This is a genomic window from Nonomuraea guangzhouensis (genome assembly GCF_019396345.1).
Classification (GTDB): domain Bacteria; phylum Actinomycetota; class Actinomycetes; order Streptosporangiales; family Streptosporangiaceae; genus Nonomuraea; species Nonomuraea guangzhouensis.
Genome location: NZ_JAHKRM010000007.1, coordinates 349104 through 370723, shown reverse-complemented (window position 1 = coordinate 370723; position 21620 = coordinate 349104). Strand labels below are relative to the sequence as shown.

The following is a 21620-nucleotide window of genomic DNA, read 5'->3' as shown; positions in this document are numbered from 1 at the left end:
CTCTACTTGAGGCCGGAGGTTGCGATGCCTTGGATGAAGAAGCGCTGCAGGAAGACGAACAGGACGAGGATCGGCGCGACCACGATCATCGCCCCGGCGACGAGCAGGTTGTAGTGGGTGGTTTCGTGGCTGTTGAGGATGTTCAGGGCCACGGGCAGCGTGTAGACGTCCTCCGACTGCGCCACCACGGCCGGCCAGAGGAAGTTGTTCCACGCGCCGAGAAAGGTGATCAGGCCCAGCGTGGCCAGCGCGGGCCTGCAGAGCGGCAGCACGATCCTGGCGAAGATCCGGAACTCCCCCGCCCCGTCCACCCGTGCCGCGTGGATGAGCTCGTCGGGCAGCTCCGCGATGAACTGCCGCATCATGAACACGCCCAGCGGCGTGATCAGCCCCGGCAGGATGATGCCGAGGAAGGTGTTCACCATGCCGAGCTTCGCGATCAGCACGAACTGCGGGATCATCAGCACGATCGCCGGCACCGCCATCTGCACCAGCACCAGCCCGAAGACGGCGTTCCGGCCGCGGAAGCGCAGTTTGGCGAAGCCGTAGCCGACCATCGAGGAGAACAGCAGGTTCCCGGCGACGATCACCAGCGCGACGACCACGCTGTTCACGAACGCCTGCCCGAGGTGCACCCGGTGCAGCAGCTCGGTGTAGTTGTCCAGCGTGAACGTCTCGGGCCAGAACGTCGGCGGATCGCGCCGGATCTCCGCCTCCGGCTTGACCGAGCTGAGCCCCGCCCACAAGAACGGCCCGACGACCAGCAGCAGCCCGACACTCAGGCCGAGATAGGTGATCAGCTTCTGCCCGCGGGTCCGCCTCACCGCGCCCTCCCGATCCTGAGCTGCAGTACGGCCAGCGCGATGATCACCATGAACAGCACGCTCGCCGCGGCACCCGCGTAGCCGTAGTTGCCCACCCCGAACTGCTTGAAGATCGCCAGCGAGGCCGACAGCGTGGAGTTCAGCGGCCCGCCACCGGTCATGATCAGCGGCTCCTCCAGGAACTGCACGAACCCGACTGAGCTGTAGACGGTGCAGAACAGGATCACCGGCCGCAGCTGCGGCAGCGTGATCGACCTGAACCGCGCCCACCGCCCGGCCCCGTCCACCTCCCCCGCCTCGTACAGCTCCCGCGGGATCCCCTGGAGCGCCGCGAGGAAGACCACCATGTCGAACCCGAAGCTGCGCCAGGCGGTCATCACGATGATCGCCGGCAGCGCGGTGGCCTGCTCCTGGAGCCAGGCTGGCCCGGGGAGGCCGACCAGCTCCAGCAGCCGGTTGACCAGTCCCGCCTCCGGCTCCAGCAGGAACTTCCAGGCGACCGCGACACCGATGATGCTGGTGATGTGCGGCAGGTAGTAGCCGAGCCGGAAGAACGCGGCGGGCAGCCGGGCGATGCCGGAGTTCAGCGCCACGGCGGCGGCCAGGCCGAGTCCGATGGTCAGCGGGAGCCCGGTGACCACGAAGATCGCGGTGTTCAGCGCCGCCTTACGCATCGCCTCGTCGCCGGCCAGCCTGAGGTAGTTCTCGACGCCGACCAGGTCGACGGCCAGCGGGTCGGCGACGTCCGTGCTCCGCATGTCGGTGAAGCTCATGCCCAGCCCGGCCAGCAGCGGCCCGAGGTAGAACACCACGAACATGACGACGAACGGCAGCACGAACACCCAGCCGAGCCCGCCCCTGCGAAGGAGCGCCATCACTAAAGGCCGGTGCCGATCGTGTCGGCCTGCGCCTGGATGGCCTTGGCCGTCTGCTCCGGGGTCTGCTTGCCCAGCGCCAGCTTCTCCAGCTCGGTCTCGAACACCTTCGACACCTGCTCCCAGGTCGGATACGGCGGCGGCGTCTTGGCGTCCTTGAGCTGCTCGCCGAAGACCTTCAGCTGCCGGTCCGCGGCCAGCTCCGGCTCCTGCCAGGCCGACTGGACGCTGGGCAGGGCCTTCACCGTCGTGTACCACTTGGCCTGCACCTTGGGCTCGGTGAGCCACTGGATGAACTTCCACGAGGCGTCGCGGTTCTTGGCCTTCTTGAAGACGACCAGGTCGGAGCCGCCGACGAAGCTGGTGGCCGAGACCGGGCCCTTCGGGTAGGGCGCGACGTCGAACTTGTCCTTGAAGCCCGCGCCGCCGTCGTTGTCCAGCACGCCGATCATCCACGGGCCCGAGTAGAAGCCGCCGACCTCGCCCTTGATGAAGTTCTGCGGGAAGGCGCCCTTGGCGGTGTCGTTCGGGGCCAGCTTCTCCTGGAAGAGCGAGGCGTACTGCTTGAGCGCGGTCACCGCCTCGGGGGTGTCGAAGGTGTACTTGCCGTCCTTGACGATCTCGCCGCCGGCCTGCCAGATGAGCGGCACCAGCTCCTGCCAGGAGCCCTCGGTGTAATTCTGGTTGAAGCCCTTCTTGGCGCCGCCCTTGTCCTTCAGCGCCTTGGCGAACGTCTTGACCTCGGCCCAGGTCGTGGGCGGCTTGACGCCCGCCTTCTCGGCCTGGTCCGTGCGGTAGTACAGGACGCGGGTCTCGACGTACCACGGCACTCCGTACGCGGTGCCGTTCACGTCCACGGTCTGCCAGGCGCCGGGGAAGAAGGCGGCCTTGTCGATGAGGTTGCCGGGCGTGGGGTCGAGCACGCCGGTCTTGGACAGCTCGCCCGCCCAGGTGGAGCCGATCATGCTGATGTCGGGGGTGGCACTGCCCGCGATGGCCGAGGTGATCTTGTCGTGGGCGACGTCCCAGCCCATGGGCGTCACGTTCACCTTGACGCCCGGGTTGGCCGTCTCGAAGTCCTTGGCGAACGCGCCGAGCGCCTTGCCCTCCTCCCCGATCGCCCAGACCGTGATCTCGCCGGAGACCGCGCCGGACTTGACGTCCTGCGCCTTCTCCGGCGCCTTCTCGGCACTGCGCCCGCAGCCGGTGACCAGTATCGCGAGGGTGAGCAGACCGGCGGCGGAGCGCCGGGTCGAGGTGTTCAACGGGGTTCCTCCTGGGGGTGGTGACCGCAGCTGGCGCGCAGCACCAGCTCGGTGGTCAGGACGAGGTGTCTCGGGGTGTCGCGGGCGCCGGTGATCAGCTCGTCGAGCGCCCGCGCGGCGCGCGCGCCCAGTTCGCGCATCGGCTGGCGGATGGTGGTCAGCGCCGGGCGGGCGTGGCGGGCGGCCATGATGTCGTCCCACCCGGTCACGGCCAGCTCGTCGGGTACGGCGAGTCCGAGCTCCTCCGCGGCGAGCAGGGCGCCCAGCGCCACCTCGTCATCGGAGCAGACGATCGCCTGGGGCCGGCCCGAAGCGCGCAGCAGGGTCCTGGCGGCCTGGTAGCCGCACTCGACCGTGTAGTGCTCCGTCGGCACCGCCTCGATCGCACTGCCGAGGACGGACCTGACGCCCTGCCAGCGCTCGTCCACGTCGTCTCCGGTCGCGATCGGCGCGCCGAGGAAGGCGAACCTCTGGTAGCCGTGCTCCAGGAGGTGCCGGGCCAGGGCGCGGGCCGACTCGGTGTTCTCGCTGCGCAGTGTGTCGGCCCCGGCGAGCGGCTCGCGGGAGACGAACACCAGCGGCATCCCCATCCGGACCAGCTCGGCGACCAGGTCGTCCGGAGCCGTATGGCCGAACACCATGAGCCCGTCCACCCGCCCCGCGAGGTCCTTGACCAGGTCGTGCACCCGGGTGCGGCCCTTGGTGGACAGGATCACCACCGACCGGCCCAGCTCGGAGGCCACCTCCTCGTAGCCGAGGAGCACCTCGGTGTAGTAAGGGCCGGCGAGGTTGGGGAAGACGATGCCGTTGGCGGCGTGGCGGCCCTCGGCCAGGCTGACGCCGAGGCGGCTGGGCGTGAACCGGAGCTCCTCGACCGCCTTCAGCACCTTCTCCCGCGTCTTGGGCGCCACCGGCCCGGTGCCGCGCAGGGTCCGCGACACGGTCGCGATCGACACGCCCGCCCGCCGCGCCACCTCGTAGATCGTCACGTCCATCCAGGCTGCTCCTCTTTCTGTAAGCGCTTCCACAACCAACTATGTAAGCGCTTACAGAAAGGCAGTGTGTCAGGCGTGTCAACTTCTCGTACAGACCCCGCCCGGTAACGGTGAGGTTACGGCGACGCGGGGTAGGCGGCAGGCATGCTCTTTGGCAAGGAACACGTCCAGCGCTATCAGGAGACCGACGGCGCCGAGGGACACGACTGGAACAACACCACGACCCTCCTTCTGACCACCAAGGGCCGTAAGTCCGGCAAGGCGTACACGACGCCGCTGATCTACCAGCAGCACGGACGCGACCACATCGTCGTCGCCTCCAAGGGCGGCGATCCTGACCACCCCGACTGGTACAAGAACCTGCAGGCCGATCCCGAGGTCGGGGTGCAGGTGAAGGCCGACAGGTTCAGGGCCCGCGCGCGTACGGCCACGGACGAGGAACGGCCCGAACTGTGGCGGTTGATGGCGGCCACCTGGCCCGACTACGACAACTACCAGCAGAAGACCGATCGGAAGATCCCGATCGTCGTCCTCGAATCCATCACCACCTGACCGCGGTGACCGCCCCGTCCGCGTACGGCGGGGCGGGTGGGGCGCCGGGAAGGGGCATGATCGATGATGGAGCGCATGAGCCGCGAACACCACTACGCCGTCACCGTCACCTGGACCGGCAACCGGGGCGAGGGCACCTCCGGCTACCGCTCCTTCGGCCGCGAGCACGAGGTGTCGGCCGAGGGCAAGCCCGCCCTGCCCGGGTCGGCCGATCCCGCCTTCCGGGGCGACCCCGCACGCTGGAACCCGGAGGAGCTGCTGGTGGCGTCACTGTCGCAGTGCCACATGCTGTGGTATCTCCACCTGTGCTCGCTCAACGGCATCATCGTGACCTCCTACGTCGACGAGCCGACGGGCACCATGGTCGTGGACTCCAGCGGCGGCGGCCGCTTCTCCGAGGTCACCCTGCACCCCACGGTCATGATCACCACCCGGACCCTGCACGACAAGGCCATGGAGCTGCACGCCGAGGCCAACAAGCTGTGCTTCATCGCCAATTCCACCAACTTCCCCATCCACCACGAGCCGGTGATCCTCGACGCCTGAGGGCACACATCACGGAAGCCACGGTCAACGAGACGCGCGTAACGGCGGCGAGCCGGAGGAGCGTGTCCCTGGAGGGCCGCTCAGGCGCGTCGGCGGGTGGGGCCGGCCCATGCCGGCCGTAAAAAAGCTGGATCTTCTAGAACGTCACCAACGGCTCCCCGATGAAGTCGGCGATGAAGTTGACGAAGAAGAAGCCGAAGAACAGGAAGTTCAGCACCAGGATCACGTAGTGCCACGGCCGGGGACGGGCGGGCCGGGGCAGTCTGCTGTTCAGGTAGATCAGCAGGAACGGGTAGATCAGCGCGCCCAGGTTCGACATGTTGGCCGACCACTCCACCAGCCCGACCGGCAGCGTGAGGTGGATGATGATCGAGATGATCACCAACAGCACGAGCATGAACGGGTAGTAGAAGCGGCGCGGGTCGCCCTCGATCAGCGCGCGCAGCCGGGGGCTGGTGGCGTGCGCGGAGTCCGTGGCGACCCTGACCATGGCCTCGAAGATGCCCAACTGGGTGGAGAACAGGATCAGCACCCCCACGACCAGCGCCACATAGAACAGCGCCGGGCCGTACTCGTCGCCGAGCACCCCGGCCACGAACGTCGGCACGTTCGCCCGCGTGGGCTTCTGGCCCGACATGGCGACCGCCTGCGACATGAGCAGCGTCGGCAGCAGCATGCCGAGGATGGCGCCGACGAAGAACACACCCCACATGTCGGTGAGCAGCAGCCGGTACCACCTGCGCCACAGCCCGCGGTTGAGGCCGTCGTCGGGGAAGGTGATGCCGCTGGCCAGGAGTTCGCTCCGCCCGCCGCGCATCCCCGAGAGGAACCCGGCGCGATAGCCCATGCCGTAGCCCTTGTCCCGGTAATGACCCATCACGTACCAGTTCAGACCGGAGGCCAGGGCGGTGAACCCGGCCAGGCCGCCGAGCTGGGTCGCCGTGATGCCCGCGGGCGGGGCGGCCGGGGTGAGGAAGCCGCGGATGCCGTCCCACCACTGGCTCCACGGCACGATGAGCAGGTCGACGGCGAGCAGGGCGAGGAGGATGGCGCTGACCATCATCCAGTTGGCCAGCTCCAGCGCGCGGCTGATCCGCTTGGCGAGCGCGGTGATCAGGAAGACGAGCACCAGCAGCGCTATGGCCCACAGCCTCGGTTCCTCCGCGCCCGTGGGCGCGACAGTGCCGTGGACGAGCGCGTAGACGCCCTGGCCCGCCGAGGCGGCCCATCCGCCCGCGATGAAGGCAAAAATCACGATGAATACGGATAGCGGGATCCAGAGCTTCCAGCCCGGCGGTACCCGGCCCCAGCCGACCACGGGGACCTCGCCGGTGGCGACGACGTAGCGAGCGCACTCGACGTTGTAGAACGTCTGAAGGAGGGCGGAGACCGTGATCACCCAGCCGACGCCGACGAAGCCGTACTGCCCCACGCTGAGCGGCCCGAGCAACCACTCGCCGCTGCCTATCGAGATGCCGAGAGCGATCAGACTGGGCCCGATCGCGTACTTGACGAGCTCCTTCGTCCCGATCTTGGAGACCTTGAACACCTCTTCCGGGGTGGGCAGGTCTGTGACAGTGAGATCCGGGCGGCTTACTCCGAGTGGATGCGACATGTCAGGGCCTCCTGCCGTTCAGGGTGATCCAGAACCCCATCGGCTACAAGACCCAATCTACGCATCCGGAACGCTTCATATCCCCAGGTCGTTGCCAAGGCATGGCTGACATCCCCTATGACAGAAAAGAACAGCTCCGGCAGATCGAGAGCGGGCTGCTGCCGGGCGAGCGGATCATCGCGGTGTACGACGCCATCGGCGCGGGGACGGGATTCCTGGGGCTGACCGATCGGCGGGTCATCGTCCAGGACAAGTCGTTCGTGGGCAAGCGCGTCGCGATCACCAGCATCCCCTACAGCAAGATCTCGGCGGTGAGCGTGGTGAGCAACAAGTCGTTCGCCGGCGGGTTCTTCTCCTCGGGCGCGATCGCCATCCACGTCGGGACGCACACGTACGAAGTCGACTTCCGCGGCGACAACAAGGCGCATCACGTACACAACGTGATCTTGCATCACATATCGCGAACCTGACCGTCGCCGTTAGGGGCGCGGCGGCGCGGACTGACCTATCCTGCGGAGATCACGGGGTCACGCGAAGGGGGCGGGCTGGGTGAGCCGAGTCGCACGTGTCTGTACGGCGGGCCTGGCCGTGCTGGCGGTCGCCGCCTGCACCGCCGCTCCTCCGGCTCCCGCCTCGCCCCTCGGCACGGGCGCCGCCACCACCTCGCGTCCCGGCACGGCCTCCCCAAGTCCGGGCTCGGCCCCCGGCACGACGCCGGTGCCGATGATCGGCAGTGACCTGCCCGCGCTCCCCGCCAAGCCCGCCGCCTGCGTCCAGCCACCGGCCGGCACCGACGACATCCGCGCGGTGCGGACCGAACCCGGCTGGCGCGCCGTGGCCGGCGACGCATCCGGCGGCGGGGGTTATGGCACGCTCCATGATCTCGCGGTCGGCCGGGACGGCGCTGTCTGGGCCACCCACCTCACCCAGCGCCTGGTGGCCGAGTCCGTGGAGACGACCTTCGCGGGCCTGCGGCGGTGGGACGGCAGGCGGTGGACGTCGTACTCGCTGCCGGGCGTCCAGGTCACCGCGCTCGGCGCGACGTCCGCGGCCAACGCCTGGGTGTTCGGCCTGGCGGACGGCAGGTCCGGGCTCGTCGGCGCGTTCCAGCACGACAGGTGGGAGGCCCTGCGGCTCACCGGGCGGCTCGGCGACACCTTCGGCGCGGGCGGCACGGCGGCGCGCGGTGCCTGGGCGGTCAGTGGCCGCTCGGCGCTGTGGTGGAACGGCTCCACCTGGCAGCAGTACGACCTCCCGGCCCCCGCGGGCGCGGTGGGCGGCGGCAGCGGGAGCGGTGGCGGCTCGGGCAACAGCGGCGGTGACAAACGCGGCGGCGACGTGTGGACGGTCAGCGGGCCGCTGATCGACCAGGGACCGGCCGCCCGCTGGAACGGCGCGGCCTGGCAGCGGGTCGGCGTGCCCGCGCTCGGCCTGCCGCCCAGGTCGGAGTCCCCGCGGATCCGGCTCAGCGACGTGGTGGTGCTCGGGCCGGCCGACGTGTGGGTGGTCGGCGGGGTGTCGTGGCTGGTGCCCGGTGAGTTCTCCGAGAACGACGAGCCGTTGGAGCGCTCCCGCCCGGTCGCCCTGCACTGGGACGGCGGCACGTGGCGGTGCCGGTGGGGCGCGCTCGGTTCCACGTTCACCCAGGCCGAGCCGGACGGCAAGGACGGCATGTGGGTGCTCGACTCGACCGGGTCGCGGGTCCTGCACCTCGCCGGCGGACGCTGGACGTCGCAGACCCTCGACGGCACGATCGAGGCCCTCGCCCAGCGCCCCGGCACCACCCAGGTCTACGCGGCCGGCTCCTCCCACCCCGACAAGGGCCTGGCCCGCGCCATGCTCTGGCGGACCCGCTGACCCCGCCCTCTCAGGTGCGCAGCGAGGTGTAGAGGTCCATGGTCCGGTGCGCGATGCGTTCCCAGGAGAAGTGCTCGACGGCCCTGGCCCGCCCGGCCCCCCCCATCCTCGCGGCCCGCGCCGGATTCTCCAGCAGTTCGTTGACCCGCTCGGCGAAGTCGGCGGCGAACCGCTCGGGATCGTGCGGCGTCCCGTCGGCCCCCTGGTCGATCGGCACCAGCAGCCCCGTCTCCCCGCCGGCCACCACCTCGGGAATGCCGCCGGTCGCCGTCGCCACCACGGCCGTCTCGCAGGCCATCGCCTCCAGGTTCACGATCCCCATCGGCTCGTACACCGACGGGCACACGAACACCGACGCGTGCGTGAGCAACTGGATCACCTCGGGCTTGGGCAGCATCTCGGAGATCCAGATCACCCCGTCGCGCTCCCGGCTGAGCTCGCGCACCAGGCCCGTCACCTCGGCCTCGATCTCCGGCGTGTCGGGCGCGCCCGCGCAGAGCACGATCTGCGCGCCGGCGTCGAAGGAGCGCGCCGCGTGCAGGAGGTGGACCAGCCCCTTCTGCCGGGTGATGCGCCCGACGAAGATGACGTACGGCCTGGACGGATCCACGCCGTGCTTCTTGAGGACGTCGTCGCCCCGGTCCGGGGCGTATTCGGCGGTGTCGATGCCGTTGTGGATGACGCTCACCCGCTCCTGCGGGATCTCGGGATAGGCGGCGAGCACGTCGCGCCGCATCCCCTCCGAGACCGCGATGACCGCGTCGGCACCGGCCAGGGCGGTCCGTTCGGCCCAGGAGGAGATGGTGTAGCCGCCGCCCAGTTGCTCGGCCTTCCACGGCCGGAGCGGTTCGAGGCTGTGCGTGGTGATGACATGCGGGACGCCGTGCAGCATCTTCGCGACATGTCCGGCAAAGTTGGCGTACCAGGTATGGGAGTGCACCACCCCGGCGCCTTCGCACGCGGCGGCCATCTCCAGGTCCACCCCGAGCACCTGCAGGGCCGCGTTGGCCTCCTGAAGCCCGGCGGGCACGCGGTAGGCGGAGACGCCCGGCTCGTCCCGTGAGGCCCCGAAGCACCGCACCCGGACGTCGGCCAGCCGCCGCAGCTCTCTGGCCAGGTATTCCATGTGCACCCCGGCACCGCCGTACACCTCTGGCGGATACTCCCGGGTCAGCAGATCAACGCGCATGACACGACCTTACGATCCTCGGGAGGTTTCAGGCACGTGCGGTGTTCGATGGGCGATTCGTCGATAGATCGGCATTTTGAGGGTAGCGTCACGGATATGAGGTCCCGGAGGGTTCTTGCGGTCGTACTGGCAGGTGGAGAGGGAAAGAGGCTCATGCCGCTCACGGCGGATCGAGCCAAACCGGCGGTGCCGTTCGGTGGCATGTATCGGCTCATCGATTTCGTGCTGTCGAACCTGGCCAACGGCGGATACCTGCAGATCGTCGTGCTGACCCAGTACAAGAATCACAGTCTCGACCGTCACATCTCGCGTACCTGGCGGCTGACGGCGATGCTCGGCAACTACGTGACGCCGGTCCCCGCGCAGCAGCGGCTGGGCCCGCGATGGTTCTCCGGCTCGGCCGACGCGCTGTTCCAGAACCTGAACCTGATCTACGACGAGATGCCCGAGCACGTCATCGTGTTCGGGGCCGACCACATCTACCGTATGGACCCGCGGCAGATGGTGGAGCAGCACGAGGACTCCGGCGCGGACGTGACGGTGGCGGCGATCCGGCAGCCGCTGTCGATGGCCGACCAGTTCGGCGTCATCGAGACCGACCCTCAGGGGCGGCGGATCGTCGCCTTCCGGGAGAAGCCCAAGGACGCGGTGGGGCTCGCCGACTCCCCCGACGAGGTGTTCGCCTCGATGGGCAACTACGTGTTCAAGACGCAGTCGATGATCGACGCGCTGCGGGAGGACGCCCTCGACCCCACCAGCAAGCACGACCTGGGCGGAAATATCATCCCGATGCTCGTTAAGTCCGGCGGGGCGGACGTGTACGACTTCGCGAACAACGTGGTGCCAGGTTCGAGCGAGCGCGACCGGGGCTACTGGCGCGACGTGGGCACGCTCGACGCCTACTACGAGGCGCACATGGACCTCATCTCGGCGCACCCGATCTTCAACCTCTACAACGACAAGTGGCCGATCCACACCGGGCACGACCCGCTGCCGCCCGCCAAGTTCGTGCACAACGACGGCGACCGGGTGGGCCGGGCGCTCGACTCGCTCGTGTCACCCGGCGTGATCGTGTCCGGTGGCACGGCGAACCGGTCGATCCTGTCGCCCAGGGTCGTGCTGCACTCGCACTCGCTGGTCGAGGACTCCGTACTGATGGAGAACGTCAAGGTCGGCAGGGGCGCGATCGTGCGCAAGGCGATCATCGACAAGAACGTGGTGATCCCCGACGGCGCGCGGATCGGCTTCGACCTGGACTATGACCGCACCCGCTTCGCGCTGACCAGGGGCGGGATCGTGGTCATCGGCAAGAACGAGATCGTCGACCGCTGACCCTCACCGGGGCCTGCTTTCACTGGGGCAGGCTGAGCAACCGGTCGACCAGCGTCCTGGCGTGGTCGGCGCCGACCGGCCGGTTGAAGAAGATCGCATGATAGTAGAGCGGCGCGATCACCACTTCCATCAACTCCAGCAGGGTCGGCGGGCTCTCGCCGCGCGCCGCGGCCCGCTCCAGCATGCCCTGGAGCTGCACGGCCCGGTCCATCATGTACAGCTGGTCGTCGTCGTGGACACGGGTGCCGACCTGGGCGGCCCTGACGTATAGAGGCCCCAGCGGCCCCGCCACGTCCGCCGCGACCTGGACGGCGTAGGCCTCCAGGTCGCCGCGGAGCGTGCCCGTGTCGGGCACCGGTGAACCCTGCGAAAGCCGCTCGGTCACCACGTCGTCGATGAGCGCGCCGAGTGTGCCCCAGCGCCGGTAGAGGGTCGCCTGGTGCACGCCGGAACGTTCGGCCACCTGGGCGATGCTCAGGCTGTCCCAGTCCTCCATGCCCAGCAGGTCGAGGACGGCTTCATGCACCGCCGTACGGACTCTCGCGCTGCGGCCGCCCGGCCTGCGTACAGGTTCCATGCCACTCACCCTAACGCGAGTTCTCTTGCGTTAGAGCCCTAGCCGTGGTTACCTTGAGGCGAGATTTTTCGCGTTAAGGAGCCTGAACCGGCCCTGGCCCGCGTCTCCGACTGGCTGGAAAGGACCCTCACATGAACCGCTCCGTACTCAAGGTGGCGCTCTGGGACGTACTCCCCTGCGTCGCCGCCTACTACCTGCTGCGCGCGCTCCACGTAAGCGAGTACGCCGCCTTGCTCTCGGCCACAGCCGTGGGCCTCCTGCGCACCGCCTATGTCGGCGTCAGGGAACGCCGCCTGGACGGGTACGCGGCGTTCATGTGCCTGATCTTCGGCCTCGGCCTGGTCCTGTCCTTCGTCACCGGGGACGAACGCCTCATGCTGGCGGTCAAGTCGATCACCACGGCGGTCATCGCCGCCGTCCTCGCCACCACCTGCGTGACGGGCCGCCCCGCCGCCTTCCCCCTGGCCAAACGCTTCGGCGCCGAAGACGCCGCCACCGCCGCCCGCTGGGACGCCCTCTATCTCGCCGAGCCCGCGTTCCGCCGCGTGTATTACGTCATGACCCTGACCTGGGCGGCGGCCTTCCTCGCCGAGTCGGTGGTCCGGATCCCGCTCATTTATCTGCTGCCAGTGGACGTGATGGCCGGCCTGTCGACGGTCCTATTGCTCGGCACCCTCGCGCTCATCGCGGTCTGGAGCGCCTGGTACGGCAAGCGCGGCGAGGCGGTCTTTTCCGCGAGTTGACCAAAAATTGATCACGCACAGTACATGACTGATATCGTTCCGTGACATGCCATCCCTTGCGCATGACACACTCAATGCGCTCTTCCGCAACCGTCCGGCACTCGCCGTCGAGATCCTCCGGGATACCTTCGACGTCGACCTGCCCACGGACATTCTCATAGAGGTCGCCGGAAACGACTTCAACGACCGCCTCTCCCTGGACTTCGCGGCCGACACGGTGATCACCGTGGGGCCGCGCCAGGATCCAATCTTCGGGGTAATCGTCGAGATCCAGCAGGACGACAAGGACCACAAACGCACGGCCTGGGCACGCTATGCGGCGGCGCTTTGGCTGCAGCTGAAGTGTCCGGTGGTGGTGCTGGCCCTCTGTCCCGACGCCCGCGTCGCGGCGTGGGCAGCGGAGCCGATCGTCACCAGCCTGCCCGGCTTCGTCCTCCAGCCCCAAGCCTTCGGGCCGGACCAAGTCCCCGCTATCACCGATCATGTCCAAGCCGCAGACTGTCTCGAGCTCGCCGCCATGTCCGTGATGATGCACGGCCAGCAGCGAACCGTGACAGAGGCCTACATGACGGCCCTGGACAAGCTCCCCGATGGTGACTCTCTGCAGTACTATGAATACGCATACAGACTGGCTTCGCTCGCCACCCGGCGCATTATGGAGGAGATCATGTCGCTTGCCCCTTGGCCCCTAGAGAGCCCCTTCCTCCGAGGGCTCGTCAGCAAAGGCATGGCCGAAGGCGAAGCCGTCGTTCTGTTCAGGATCCTCAAAGCGCGCGGCATCAACGTCCCCCAGGACGCCCACGACCGCATCACCGAATGCAAAGACCCCGACCAAATGGAAGAGTGGATCGTCCGAGCCGCCACCGCGACGACGCTGGACGACGTCTTCAGATGAGCTCTGCTTCATACCGCTTAACACCGCATACGCTTCCGCCGGACCTCAACCGAGGTCCGGCGCTATTTCAGGGACCACATGTCATCTAGAGAATGGCCGGCATACAGCCCCTTCACCAAACAGCTCTTCGACAAAGGCAAGGTCGAAGGCGAGGCCGTCGCTGTGATCAGGATCCTCAAAGCGCGCGGCATCAACGTCCCCCAGGACGCCCACGACCGCATCACCGAATGCAAAGACCCCGACCAAATGGAAGAGTGGATCGTCCGAGCAGCCACCGCGACGACGCTCGACGACGTCTTCGCCCCTAATACTGCTTGACGCTGTAGTCATACCGGCAAGGCAACGGATGCTCCGCCCTGACCCGCGCCCGCCCCGTCGGATTCAGCCGCTCGTGGTAATCCCACCAGAGCTCGTCCAACGTGTCCTCCCCCTCCCGCAGGTCGTCCACCACCAGGCCCGTCTCCAGCACCCGCCCGGCCCGTCCGACATCCCCCGCGTCCAGGGCCGCACGGCATTCCAGCAGACGAATCCGGCCGTGCCAGCGGTCCTTCGGGCCCAGCTTGTCGATCAGGACGAGGGCGGCGTCCGGGCGGCCGGAGGCCAGGAGGGCGGCGAGGGTCTCGATGGTGAGAGGACGCAAGCGGGGCGACAGCGCGTGGGCCCGCTCGTACAGGTCCGCGGCCCGCGAGGGGTCGAGCACGGCCAGGTTGCGCAGCGCCCACGCGTTCTCGGCGCAGGCAAGGGAACGTTCCCAGGCGGCCCGCGCCCCGGCGTGGTCGCCGTCGTGGAAGAGGTTCACGCCCAGGTGGAGCAGGGTGAACCAGGTGCCGCCCGACTCCTCGACCGACTTCTCCAACAGCGCGCGCCATTCGGGGCCGACGGTGTAGGAGGAGGGGGGCAGGGCGGGCGCGGGGGTGGGGATCGAGCCCTTGCGTACCAGGGCGAGCCACGACTGCTGGTCGCGGCCGATCGTCCAGTCGGCGAAGGGCGTGCCCGGCAGGTTGAGCACCCGGCTGCGCCGCTTGGCCAGGGCCCGGCGCTCCAGCGCGCCCCAGCCGCTGCCCACGTGCAGGACCTCCACCGGCACGGCCGATGCCAGCTGTACGGCCTGCTCGTGCGCCGCCTGGAGCCGGTCGCGGGAGATCAGCCGGTTCACGGCCCGGCCCACGTGGCCGAGCGCGTCACGCCAGGGGCCGTGGACCTGGGCGGGGTCGCCCTGGAGCAGGCCGTACGCCTCGGTCCAGGCAAGGGCGGAACGGGCGGGCAGCCGTACGTGCTCCAGCTGGGTGCGGGTGAGTCCGGCCTGGATCTCCAGGTACGGCCGGTCGGGGCCGGACAGCCAGTCCTGCCAGTTGCGGCCCGCCGCGCCGGTGCCCCAGCGGAAGTGCTTGCGACCGCGCAGCAGGTCGGTGGAGACCTGCGCGAGCCCGCCGCCGTCCTGGTCGAGGGCGGCGATCCAGCGGCGTTCGGCGCGGGGCAGCTCGTAGAAGAAGTCGGCGGCCTGCTCGTTGCGGGCCGGGTAGGACTGGTCGGACTCGCGCCAGCGCGGCACCGGCACGCGCCGCAGCATCCCGTCGTAGGAGAAGTGGTACGCCTGACAGGCGGGCGCCAGCACCCGGCTGCCCGGCGTCTGCGGCACCGCCGCGTTCGACCACCAGTAGACCGGGGCATCCACCGCCGAAGGGTTATAAATCCGGACGTGTACCAGGAGCACCGGTGACTCGGGCGGCAGGCTGACGTCGAGCTGGTAGACCAGCCGCCGCATCCGTTCCCACTCGTACATCCGCAGCACCGGCACCCCGTCGGGCCGGTCCACCCGGACGGCGTGGACCGGCGCGCAGGCCAGGGCGGTGTGCCCGAACGTGCCGAGATTCCACTCCACTCCCCCGGCGAACCAGGCGTTACGCAGCCCGAGGTTGGCCAGTTGCAGGTGGGGTGGCTTGTGCAGGAGTTCGCGGCCGGTCGGCAGGTGCACCAGCGAGCGCAGCCGCCCACCGTACTCCAGCAGGAACTCCGCGCGCAGCAGCGAGTTCTCCAGCACCGCCGTCTTCAGCTCCCGCTCCTCGCGCTCGCGGCCGTAGCCGTCCTGGAAGGTGTACGGCAGGAGCGAGTCGGCGTGCCCGTAAGCCAGCTGGGCCGCCATCTCGGCGTCGGCCGCGGCCGTCCTCAGCCCACCGCGTGGATCGGGCAGCGTGCGCAGCGGCGGCAGCGGGTTCTCCGGGCCCAGCGGGGACACGGGGAGCACGACCGAGGATGTCCGTAGCATTTGGCGAGTATTTTCCCATAAAACCGTCCTATAAGAGCTTCCGTCGGGTTTCGGGCATGATTGAACAGTGAACCGGTACGAACGCTGGAACCTGTTGTTAGAGCTCGTCGCCGAGGCCGGCCGGCTCGACGTGTCGGAGACGGCGCGGAAGCTCGGCGTGTCCGCGGCCACGATCAGACGCGACTTCGACGAGCTCTCCGATCAGCAGTTGCTGAGCAGGACCAGGGGCGGCGTCATCGCGCACAGCGTCTCGTACGACCTGCCGCAGCGCTACAAGGTCGCCCAGCACGCGCCGGACAACCAGCGCATCGCCTCGGCGGCGGCGGCCCTGGTGCCGGTGGGGGCCACGATCGGGCTCAACGGCGGCACCACGACGACGGAGGTGGCCAGGGTTCTGGCCAACCGCCCCGACCCGCCCTCGGGCCGCCGCGGTCCGGCCTTCACCTTGGTCACCAACGCCCTGAACATCGCCCACGAGCTGGCCGTGCGGCCGCATCTGCACGTGGTCACCACGGGCGGCTCGGCCAGCGCCGAGTCGTACGAGCTGGTGGGCCCGGTGGCGACGGGCATGCTGGCGGACGTCGCGCTCGACGTGGCGGTGCTCGGTGTCGACGCGCTCGACGTGAAGCACGGCGCCAGCGCCCACGGGGAGGGCGAGGCGGCGGTCAACCGGCTGATGGCCGCGAAGGCCCGCCAGGTGATCGTGGTGGCCGACAGCTCGAAGCTGGGCCGCCGGGCGTTCGCCCTGGTCTGCCCGCTGAGCCAGATCAACATCCTGGTGACGGACTCCGCCGCCCCGGCCGAGCTGACCGCCCAGTTCGCGGACGCCGGCCTCCGGGTCATCCGGGTCTGAGGTCATCCGGGTCTGAGACGGACGCGCCCCACGCCGAGATCTGATCGTTTCCCGCACCCCCGCGGACTCTCACCGCTAGGCTTCCCGCTCTGTGCTTGACGCCATGAAACGGGATTAGTCAGGAGATTGGGGGAATCCGGATGTTGATCGCACTCGGCGTGGTCGTCGTGCTGATCGTCGGGGTCGTGCTGTGGTGGAAGTTCCGCGACCCGCTCAGGGGTGAGGACTTCTACAAGTTCCACGTGGAGCGCAAGTGGGCCTGGGAGCTCGTGCTCACCGAGGAGCAGGAGCGGGCCTTCATGACCGGGCTCGAGGCGTACGACGACGAGAGCACCGTCTTCCCGCATCGGGAGGCGGGGGCGCTGCACGTCTACCACCCGTCGATGATGGTCTCGCTGTTCCTGCTGACCGAGCAGTTCGCCGCGATGGGCCCGGGGGCGCTCGCGGATCCGGCGGGTGCGGTGCGGCACCTGCTCGAACGCGCCGCGCAGGCGGAGGTCGCCGGTGTGCTGCACCTCGACGACGACTGGATCGAGGAGCCGGTCGACGGCATGGACAAGTACGACTTCACCCGCGAGATGGGGATGGCCACGCACGCGCAGGGCGTCGACGGGGGCGTCGGCGGCTATGGGAACGAGGACTCCGGCTACGGCATGCTCACCGTGCTGACCGAGGTACCTGAGCATGTGCGGCGCATGTACGACGAGGCGCACAGCCACGCCGCGCCCGGTGAGATCCGCAACCGCCTCGACGTCTACAAGGCGGTGATCGAGGAGCCGGAGCCCGAGTTCGTCGCGGGGCTCGATCGCGCCGACGCCGAGCAGAGCCGGTTCACCAACACGCTGATGTACGACTACGGCCGGGTGCTCGCCGAGTATCAGCTGGCTCGCCCGCACATGCCGCACGCCCAGCCCGTGGACGTCATGTCCGCCGCCCTGGCGCGGATGCTCGCCGAGCAGCGGCCCGGCATCACCTGGACGCGGCCCCCGTCGCAGCAGCAGCACGAGCGTGCCCTGCAGTTGATCTCCACCCGGGGCTGAGCCTCAGCGCCGGTGTCCCGGAAAGCGCCGGCGTCGCGGGAACCTGCCCGTGAAGACCCGTACGTTCTCCGCCCCGCCGGGCAGATCGGCCGCCCATCGGACCGCCGTCTTCAGTGACGGTTCGGGGGCGTGGTAGGCCCGGTCGGCCGACCACCACCAGGCCTTCTCCCGGCGCGGCTCGGCGGCCAGCCCGGCCGCCGCCAGCCCCGCCGGGTGACCGGCCCGTTTCCAGAGCTCCTGCCACTGCCCGCGGCGCAGGTTCAGGTAGAGCAGGCCCTTCAGCTCGCCGAGCACGCCGAGGTCGCGTACGGCTGCGCGGGACAGGTCCAGCGCGTACAGCCGAGGGCAGGACAGCAGCGGCGCCAGGTCCACGGGCCGCTCGGTGCGCAGCGTCAGCGACCGCAGCGCGGCGTGGCCCTCCAGCGGCGCGAGGTCGATCCCGTCCATGGCCAGATCGAGCAGCTCAACCGGGGTGTCGCGGAGCGGCGTCAGGTCGGCGCCCGGGCAGTTGTCCACCGACACCTCCCACAGCACCGGCGCGCCGCGCACGGCCCCGAAGTCGACCCAGGGGGCGTTGACCACCGACAGGCGCTGGATCCGCGGGTGCCAGCCCCGGATGGAGGCCGCGTCGGGACCGGCGACCGTCAGTGAGAGGGATTCCTCGTAGGCGTACCGGTTCGGCTTCGCCATGTCGCCGAGCTCGATCCACAGCTCGCCGTGCTCGGTCGAGTAGGCGCCGGCCTCCAGAGCGGCGACGTGCCGCCGCAGCAGGCTGGTCACCGAGTCGGAGACGTAGACCGGGCCGCCGTCGTGGTGCAGGCCCATGCGGATGACCTGACCCGGCCGGCCCGCCGGGCCGGGCGCCATGTCCACCGCCAGGAAGTCGCCTCCGGTGGTGGTGGCGAACGGGATCCAGCACGGGTGGTCGGACGCCCGCCGCATCGCCAGCGGGGGACCGACCTCGGTGATGAGCGGCTGGACCAGATGATGGCGCCAGCTCCGCCCGCCGGCCCACCAGCGGTTCTCCGGACGGCTCTGACTCTCCAGCTGTTCCAGGCCGAGCCAGGGGTGCCGGTCCAGGAGGCCCTCGCCGCCGTCGCCGTCGACCAGCTCGTAAAGGGCGCGCAGGTCGTCGGGGAGCGTCACGCCGTACCGGACCCGGAGCTGGGCCTCGAGCCAGGCGCGGCGCGCTTCGGGGAGCGCGGGCGGCGGCGCGTACTTGTCCCCGCTCGGACCGCCCAGGACCCGCTCGCGCTCGCGTAAGTACGCCCCGAGCAGCGCGACGGCCTCCTTCGGGTCTCCCGCCGGCCGGCGATCCGACCGGCCCTGCTGGAACTCCGCGGGCTCGACCGGCAGCATCTTCGGATCGAGGACGTAGAGGAAGCCGCGCTCTTCGTGATCCATGCGGTCCAGCGACTCGCTGATCACCGCCTCGAACCGCCCCCGGGCCTCGACCGTCAACTCGATGGTGAGGTGGTCGCCCGTCGCCCCGGTCAGGGTGTAGAGGGCGCACAGCTCCGGATGCAGGTCGATCTCGTCCGCGTCGGCTCCGTCCGGCTCGAATCTCAGGCCGCGGTGGCCGGACCCGTCCGAGCCTGTCGCGAACCCCCGCAGCTCGGCCCGCCGCCACGCCACGGGCGCCCCGGCCGCGATCTTCCCGGCCATGGTACGGAGCACATCGGCGATCTCGGAGCCACGATCAACGGTCACAGGACATACCTAACCATCGGAAACACCCCCCTCCGCCACACAGCGCCCGATGATTACCGAACGTATCCAGTGGACACGTAGCGTCATACAAGACCGGAAGCAGGGGGCACATGCCAGGCGTTGCCGAACCGCCGGCGAAGGCGTTGCGGACGCCGCGCGCCGCGGGCGCGGCGGGGATCCTCGCGGCCCTCCCGCTGGGCGCCGCCATGATCCTGGTCCGCGAGGCGGTGCCCGCCCGTCCGCTCGACGCGGCCGCCTATCTCGCCGACACCGCCGCCCACAACGCCCTGCGGGTGGCGCTGATCCTGCTGCCGTTCGGCGGGATCTTCTTCCTGTGGTTCATGGGCGCCATCCGGGACTCCATCGGCGTGCGGGAGGACCGGTTCTTCGCCACGGTCTTCTTCGGCGCCGGGCTGCTCTTCGTGGCGATGCTCTTCGTCTTCGGCGCGACGGCGGCCGCCTTCCTGGCCACGATCGACGCGATGCGGACCCCGCCCCAGCCCACGGAGTTCTGGCGTTTCGGGCGTCATCTCACGCTGTCCCTGCTCACCGAGTACGCGCCGCGGATGGCCGCCGTGTTCACCCTGACGACCACGACCATCGGCACCCGGCTCGGCCTCCTGCCCCGCTGGCTGTCCTGGCTCGGCTATCTCGTCGGGCTGGTGCTCCTCCTGGTCGTCAGCAGGGTCGCCTGGTCGGAGCTGGTGTTCCCGGTCTGGGTCCTGATCGTCGGCTGCTACCTGATCGTCGCCCACGGCCGGTTCCGGATGATCTCCGGCAAGATGCCCACCTCATGACCCTCGGCCACGAGGAGCTGGGTAAGGGCCTTTCAGGTCGGCTCGACGGGGAGTGTTGCTGTGAGAGTTGTCGTTGATCTCACGCGCTGTCAGGGGTACGGGCAGTGCGTCTTCCTGGCGCCGGACGTGTTCACGATGCCCGGCCAGGAAGCGCTCCTGTACGACACCGGCCCGGACGACGACCAGCGCGAGCACGTCCTGCGAGCGGCCGCGGCCTGCCCGGTCCAGGCCATTCACGTCGGCCGGATGGCCACCCAGCACCGAACCATGCGGCCCGAGATGGCCCCCGCCCCGACGGGTGGTGACGGGGAGTTCAAGCGCAACGGCCGCATCGTCATCGTCGGCGCCTCCCTGGCCGGCGGCCGGGCCGCGGGGGTGCTGCGGAGAGACGGCTTCACGGGGTCGCTGACCCTGGTCGGGGACGAGTCGCACCAGCCGTACGACCGGCCACCGCTGTCCAAGCAGGTGCTGTCCGGCAAGGTGCCCGCCGAACGCACCCTGCTCCCCCACCTTCGCGAACCGGACGTCGAATGGCTGCCGGGCACCACGGCGACCGGACTGGACCTGTCCGCCCAGCAGGTGCGGCTGGCCGACGGCCGGGAGCTCGGCTTCGACAAGTTGCTGATCGCCACCGGCGCGCGTGCCAGGCCGTGGCCGAAGGAGCAGGAGGCCGCGCTCGACGGTGTGTACGTCCTGCGCACGCTGGACGAGGCGCACCGGATGCGGCAGCGGCTGGCCGCCGGGGTCAACCGGGTGCTGATCATCGGGGCCGGATTCACCGGCTCGGAGGTGGCCTCGGTCTGCCGCGAGCTCGGGCTGCCGGTGACCGTCGTCGACCACGGGCCCGTTCCGCTGAACGGCGCGCTGGGCAAGGTGATCGGCGCGGCGGCGGCGGACATGCAGCGCGCGGCCGGTGTGGACCTGCGCTGCGGGGTCACGGTCGCCTCGCTCGACGGAGACGCGGACGGGCGGCTGGTCGGGGCCCGGCTGTCCGACGGCAGCACCGTCGAGGCCGACATGGCGGTGGTCGCGCTCGGCGCGATCCGCAACGTGGAATGGCTGGAGGGCTCGGGGCTGGCCGCCGGTGTGTGGGGGGTGGCCACCGACGCGGGCTGCCGTGCCTTCGACATCAACGGCCTGGTCACCGACAACGTGTTCGCCGCCGGTGACGTGGCGCGGTTCCCGCATCCGGTGTTCCAGTACCAGTTCCTCGCGCTGGAGCACTGGGGCAACGCCGTCGCCCAGGCCGAGGTCGCCGCGCACAACATGATCAGCGACCAGGCTCATCGCTGGCCGCATCTGTCGCTGCCGGTGTTCTGGTCCAACCAGTTCGGGGTCAACATCAAGTCGGTCGGCGTGCCGAGCTTCGCCGACGAGCTGGTGATCGCGCAGGGCTCGGTGGCCGAGCGCCGGTTCGTCGCCGTCTACGGCTACCGGGGCAGGATCACCGCCGCGGTCACCTTCGACCAGGCGATGTGGCTGGACTTCTACCGGCGCCTGATCGAGCAGGCCGCGCCGTTCCCGCCGGACTTCCGCACGGTCGACCGGCGCGACGGGCTGCGGCCCGTGCCGGCCGAGGTCCCGCAGCGGATCAAGCCCGCCGAAGGCGCGACCGTGGTGGTGACCGGTCACGATCCGGCCGAACGCCGCGTCGCGCTCGTACGCCCCCAACGGTAAGACCATCTCGAC

Annotated in this window: 21 protein-coding genes; 12 read left to right on the top strand and 9 right to left on the bottom strand. The window is 69.6% G+C overall.

Going from position 1 to position 21620, the window contains the following annotated elements; all coding sequences use genetic code 11:
- Nucleotides 1-2: 2 nt before the first annotated feature.
- From KME78_RS16710 to KME78_RS16695, 4 genes are read right to left on the bottom strand one after another with little or no spacing between them, the layout of a single operon-like run.
- Nucleotides 3-824 (bottom strand): carbohydrate ABC transporter permease, encoded by an 822-nt coding sequence (locus KME78_RS16710; protein WP_219529817.1) that lies wholly within the window; start codon nucleotides 822-824, stop codon nucleotides 3-5.
- On the bottom strand, nucleotides 821-1699 hold the full coding sequence (locus KME78_RS16705; RefSeq protein WP_219529816.1) for a carbohydrate ABC transporter permease: 879 nt from the start codon (nucleotides 1697-1699) through the stop codon (nucleotides 821-823). The genes KME78_RS16710 and KME78_RS16705 overlap by 4 nt, the downstream gene beginning before the upstream one ends.
- Before the next feature lie 2 nt (nucleotides 1700-1701).
- Nucleotides 1702-2964 carry a sugar ABC transporter substrate-binding protein gene (locus tag KME78_RS16700; protein WP_219529814.1) on the bottom strand — a complete coding sequence of 421 codons (1263 nt, stop codon included), beginning with the start codon at nucleotides 2962-2964 and terminating at the stop codon, nucleotides 1702-1704.
- Complete coding sequence (locus KME78_RS16695) at nucleotides 2961-3959, bottom strand: LacI family DNA-binding transcriptional regulator (protein WP_219529812.1); 999 nt, start codon at nucleotides 3957-3959, stop codon at nucleotides 2961-2963. Before KME78_RS16695 ends, KME78_RS16700 begins: the two co-directional genes overlap by 4 nt.
- A 144-nt stretch (nucleotides 3960-4103) precedes the next feature.
- On the opposite strand from KME78_RS16695, the gene KME78_RS16690 reads away from it, so the two are divergent.
- Together KME78_RS16690 and KME78_RS16685 are read left to right on the top strand one after the other, a co-directional pair.
- Entirely contained in the window at nucleotides 4104-4511 is a 408-nt protein-coding gene (locus KME78_RS16690; RefSeq protein ID WP_219529810.1) for a nitroreductase family deazaflavin-dependent oxidoreductase, read from the top strand.
- 75 nt (nucleotides 4512-4586) lie between these two features.
- Nucleotides 4587-5057: an OsmC family protein gene (locus tag KME78_RS16685; RefSeq protein ID WP_219529809.1), complete on the top strand. Its 471-nt coding sequence runs from the start codon at nucleotides 4587-4589 to the stop codon at nucleotides 5055-5057.
- Between the two features lie 136 nt (nucleotides 5058-5193).
- Here KME78_RS16685 and KME78_RS16680 read toward each other — a convergent pair whose 3' ends face one another.
- Nucleotides 5194-6672: an Nramp family divalent metal transporter gene (locus KME78_RS16680; protein ID WP_219529807.1), complete on the bottom strand. Its 1479-nt coding sequence runs from the start codon at nucleotides 6670-6672 to the stop codon at nucleotides 5194-5196.
- Between the two features lie 101 nt (nucleotides 6673-6773).
- Between KME78_RS16680 and KME78_RS16675 the strand changes: the two genes are divergently transcribed.
- Nucleotides 6774-7142: a PH domain-containing protein gene (locus tag KME78_RS16675; RefSeq protein WP_219529805.1), complete on the top strand. Its 369-nt coding sequence runs from the start codon at nucleotides 6774-6776 to the stop codon at nucleotides 7140-7142.
- A gap of 79 nt (nucleotides 7143-7221) precedes the next feature.
- Nucleotides 7222-8529, top strand: a complete 1308-nt coding sequence (locus KME78_RS16670; protein WP_219529804.1) for a hypothetical protein — start codon at nucleotides 7222-7224, stop codon at nucleotides 8527-8529.
- A 10-nt stretch (nucleotides 8530-8539) separates the two neighbouring features.
- On the opposite strand, the gene glgA is transcribed toward KME78_RS16670, so the two are convergent.
- The gene (glgA, locus tag KME78_RS16665; protein WP_219529802.1) at nucleotides 8540-9718 is read right to left on the bottom strand and encodes a glycogen synthase; all 1179 of its coding nucleotides are present in this window, start codon (nucleotides 9716-9718) and stop codon (nucleotides 8540-8542) included.
- A 48-nt stretch (nucleotides 9719-9766) separates the two neighbouring features.
- On the opposite strand from glgA, the gene glgC reads away from it, so the two are divergent.
- Nucleotides 9767-11050, top strand: a complete 1284-nt coding sequence (gene glgC, locus KME78_RS16660) for a glucose-1-phosphate adenylyltransferase (protein WP_308126982.1) — start codon at nucleotides 9767-9769, stop codon at nucleotides 11048-11050.
- A 19-nt stretch (nucleotides 11051-11069) separates the two neighbouring features.
- Here the strand turns inward: glgC and KME78_RS16655 are convergent, their stop codons facing one another.
- Entirely contained in the window at nucleotides 11070-11627 is a 558-nt protein-coding gene (locus KME78_RS16655) for a TetR/AcrR family transcriptional regulator (RefSeq protein WP_219529798.1), read from the bottom strand.
- Between the two features lie 131 nt (nucleotides 11628-11758).
- Between KME78_RS16655 and KME78_RS16650 the strand changes: the two genes are divergently transcribed.
- The 3 genes from KME78_RS16650 to KME78_RS16640 all read left to right on the top strand — a co-directional run bounded on the left by KME78_RS16650 (nucleotide 11759) and on the right by KME78_RS16640 (nucleotide 13583).
- The gene (locus tag KME78_RS16650; RefSeq protein WP_219529797.1) at nucleotides 11759-12370 is read left to right on the top strand and encodes a VC0807 family protein; all 612 of its coding nucleotides are present in this window, start codon (nucleotides 11759-11761) and stop codon (nucleotides 12368-12370) included.
- Nucleotides 12371-12416: 46 nt separating this feature from the next.
- Complete coding sequence (locus tag KME78_RS16645; protein ID WP_219529796.1) at nucleotides 12417-13265, top strand: hypothetical protein; 849 nt, start codon at nucleotides 12417-12419, stop codon at nucleotides 13263-13265.
- 78 nt (nucleotides 13266-13343) lie between these two features.
- Complete coding sequence (locus KME78_RS16640; RefSeq protein WP_219529795.1) at nucleotides 13344-13583, top strand: hypothetical protein; 240 nt, start codon at nucleotides 13344-13346, stop codon at nucleotides 13581-13583.
- On the opposite strand, the gene KME78_RS16635 is transcribed toward KME78_RS16640, so the two are convergent.
- Nucleotides 13570-15531 carry a DUF5107 domain-containing protein gene (locus KME78_RS16635; protein ID WP_219529794.1) on the bottom strand — a complete coding sequence of 654 codons (1962 nt, stop codon included), beginning with the start codon at nucleotides 15529-15531 and terminating at the stop codon, nucleotides 13570-13572. The two genes, KME78_RS16640 and KME78_RS16635, sit on opposite strands and share 14 nt — an antisense overlap.
- Nucleotides 15532-15598: 67 nt before the next feature.
- Between KME78_RS16635 and KME78_RS16630 the strand changes: the two genes are divergently transcribed.
- Together KME78_RS16630 and KME78_RS16625 are read left to right on the top strand one after the other, a co-directional pair.
- A complete protein-coding gene (locus KME78_RS16630; RefSeq protein WP_219529792.1) occupies nucleotides 15599-16384 on the top strand; it encodes a DeoR/GlpR family DNA-binding transcription regulator in 786 nt (261 codons plus the stop codon).
- Nucleotides 16385-16524: 140 nt separating this feature from the next.
- Nucleotides 16525-17424 carry a hypothetical protein gene (locus tag KME78_RS16625; protein ID WP_219529790.1) on the top strand — a complete coding sequence of 300 codons (900 nt, stop codon included), beginning with the start codon at nucleotides 16525-16527 and terminating at the stop codon, nucleotides 17422-17424.
- A gap of 3 nt (nucleotides 17425-17427) precedes the next feature.
- Here KME78_RS16625 and KME78_RS16620 read toward each other — a convergent pair whose 3' ends face one another.
- On the bottom strand, nucleotides 17428-19134 hold the full coding sequence (locus tag KME78_RS16620; protein ID WP_219529788.1) for an SMI1/KNR4 family protein: 1707 nt from the start codon (nucleotides 19132-19134) through the stop codon (nucleotides 17428-17430).
- 110 nt (nucleotides 19135-19244) lie between these two features.
- Between KME78_RS16620 and KME78_RS16615 the strand changes: the two genes are divergently transcribed.
- Both KME78_RS16615 and KME78_RS16610 read left to right on the top strand, forming a co-directional pair.
- The gene (locus KME78_RS16615; RefSeq protein WP_219529787.1) at nucleotides 19245-19931 is read left to right on the top strand and encodes a hypothetical protein; all 687 of its coding nucleotides are present in this window, start codon (nucleotides 19245-19247) and stop codon (nucleotides 19929-19931) included.
- A gap of 60 nt (nucleotides 19932-19991) precedes the next feature.
- The gene (locus KME78_RS16610; protein ID WP_219529786.1) at nucleotides 19992-21608 is read left to right on the top strand and encodes an FAD-dependent oxidoreductase; all 1617 of its coding nucleotides are present in this window, start codon (nucleotides 19992-19994) and stop codon (nucleotides 21606-21608) included.
- Nucleotides 21609-21620: the final 12 nt, after the last annotated feature.

Coding starts and splice junctions, on each gene's coding strand:
- KME78_RS16705 (WP_219529816.1), bottom strand. CDS start 1,699: ATGGCGCTCCTTCGCAGGGGCGGGCTCGGCTGGGTGTTCGTGCTGCCG.
- KME78_RS16690 (WP_219529810.1), top strand. CDS start 4,104: ATGCTCTTTGGCAAGGAACACGTCCAGCGCTATCAGGAGACCGACGGC.
- KME78_RS16685 (WP_219529809.1), top strand. CDS start 4,587: ATGAGCCGCGAACACCACTACGCCGTCACCGTCACCTGGACCGGCAAC.
- glgC (WP_308126982.1), top strand. CDS start 9,767: ATGGGCGATTCGTCGATAGATCGGCATTTTGAGGGTAGCGTCACGGAT.
- KME78_RS16680 (WP_219529807.1), bottom strand. CDS start 6,672: ATGTCGCATCCACTCGGAGTAAGCCGCCCGGATCTCACTGTCACAGAC.
- KME78_RS16640 (WP_219529795.1), top strand. CDS start 13,344: ATGTCATCTAGAGAATGGCCGGCATACAGCCCCTTCACCAAACAGCTC.
- KME78_RS16675 (WP_219529805.1), top strand. CDS start 6,774: ATGGCTGACATCCCCTATGACAGAAAAGAACAGCTCCGGCAGATCGAG.
- KME78_RS16655 (WP_219529798.1), bottom strand. CDS start 11,627: ATGGAACCTGTACGCAGGCCGGGCGGCCGCAGCGCGAGAGTCCGTACG.
- KME78_RS16635 (WP_219529794.1), bottom strand. CDS start 15,531: ATGCTACGGACATCCTCGGTCGTGCTCCCCGTGTCCCCGCTGGGCCCG.
- KME78_RS16695 (WP_219529812.1), bottom strand. CDS start 3,959: ATGGACGTGACGATCTACGAGGTGGCGCGGCGGGCGGGCGTGTCGATC.
- KME78_RS16645 (WP_219529796.1), top strand. CDS start 12,417: ATGCCATCCCTTGCGCATGACACACTCAATGCGCTCTTCCGCAACCGT.
- KME78_RS16615 (WP_219529787.1), top strand. CDS start 19,245: ATGCCAGGCGTTGCCGAACCGCCGGCGAAGGCGTTGCGGACGCCGCGC.
- KME78_RS16625 (WP_219529790.1), top strand. CDS start 16,525: ATGTTGATCGCACTCGGCGTGGTCGTCGTGCTGATCGTCGGGGTCGTG.
- glgA (WP_219529802.1), bottom strand. CDS start 9,718: ATGCGCGTTGATCTGCTGACCCGGGAGTATCCGCCAGAGGTGTACGGC.
- KME78_RS16650 (WP_219529797.1), top strand. CDS start 11,759: ATGAACCGCTCCGTACTCAAGGTGGCGCTCTGGGACGTACTCCCCTGC.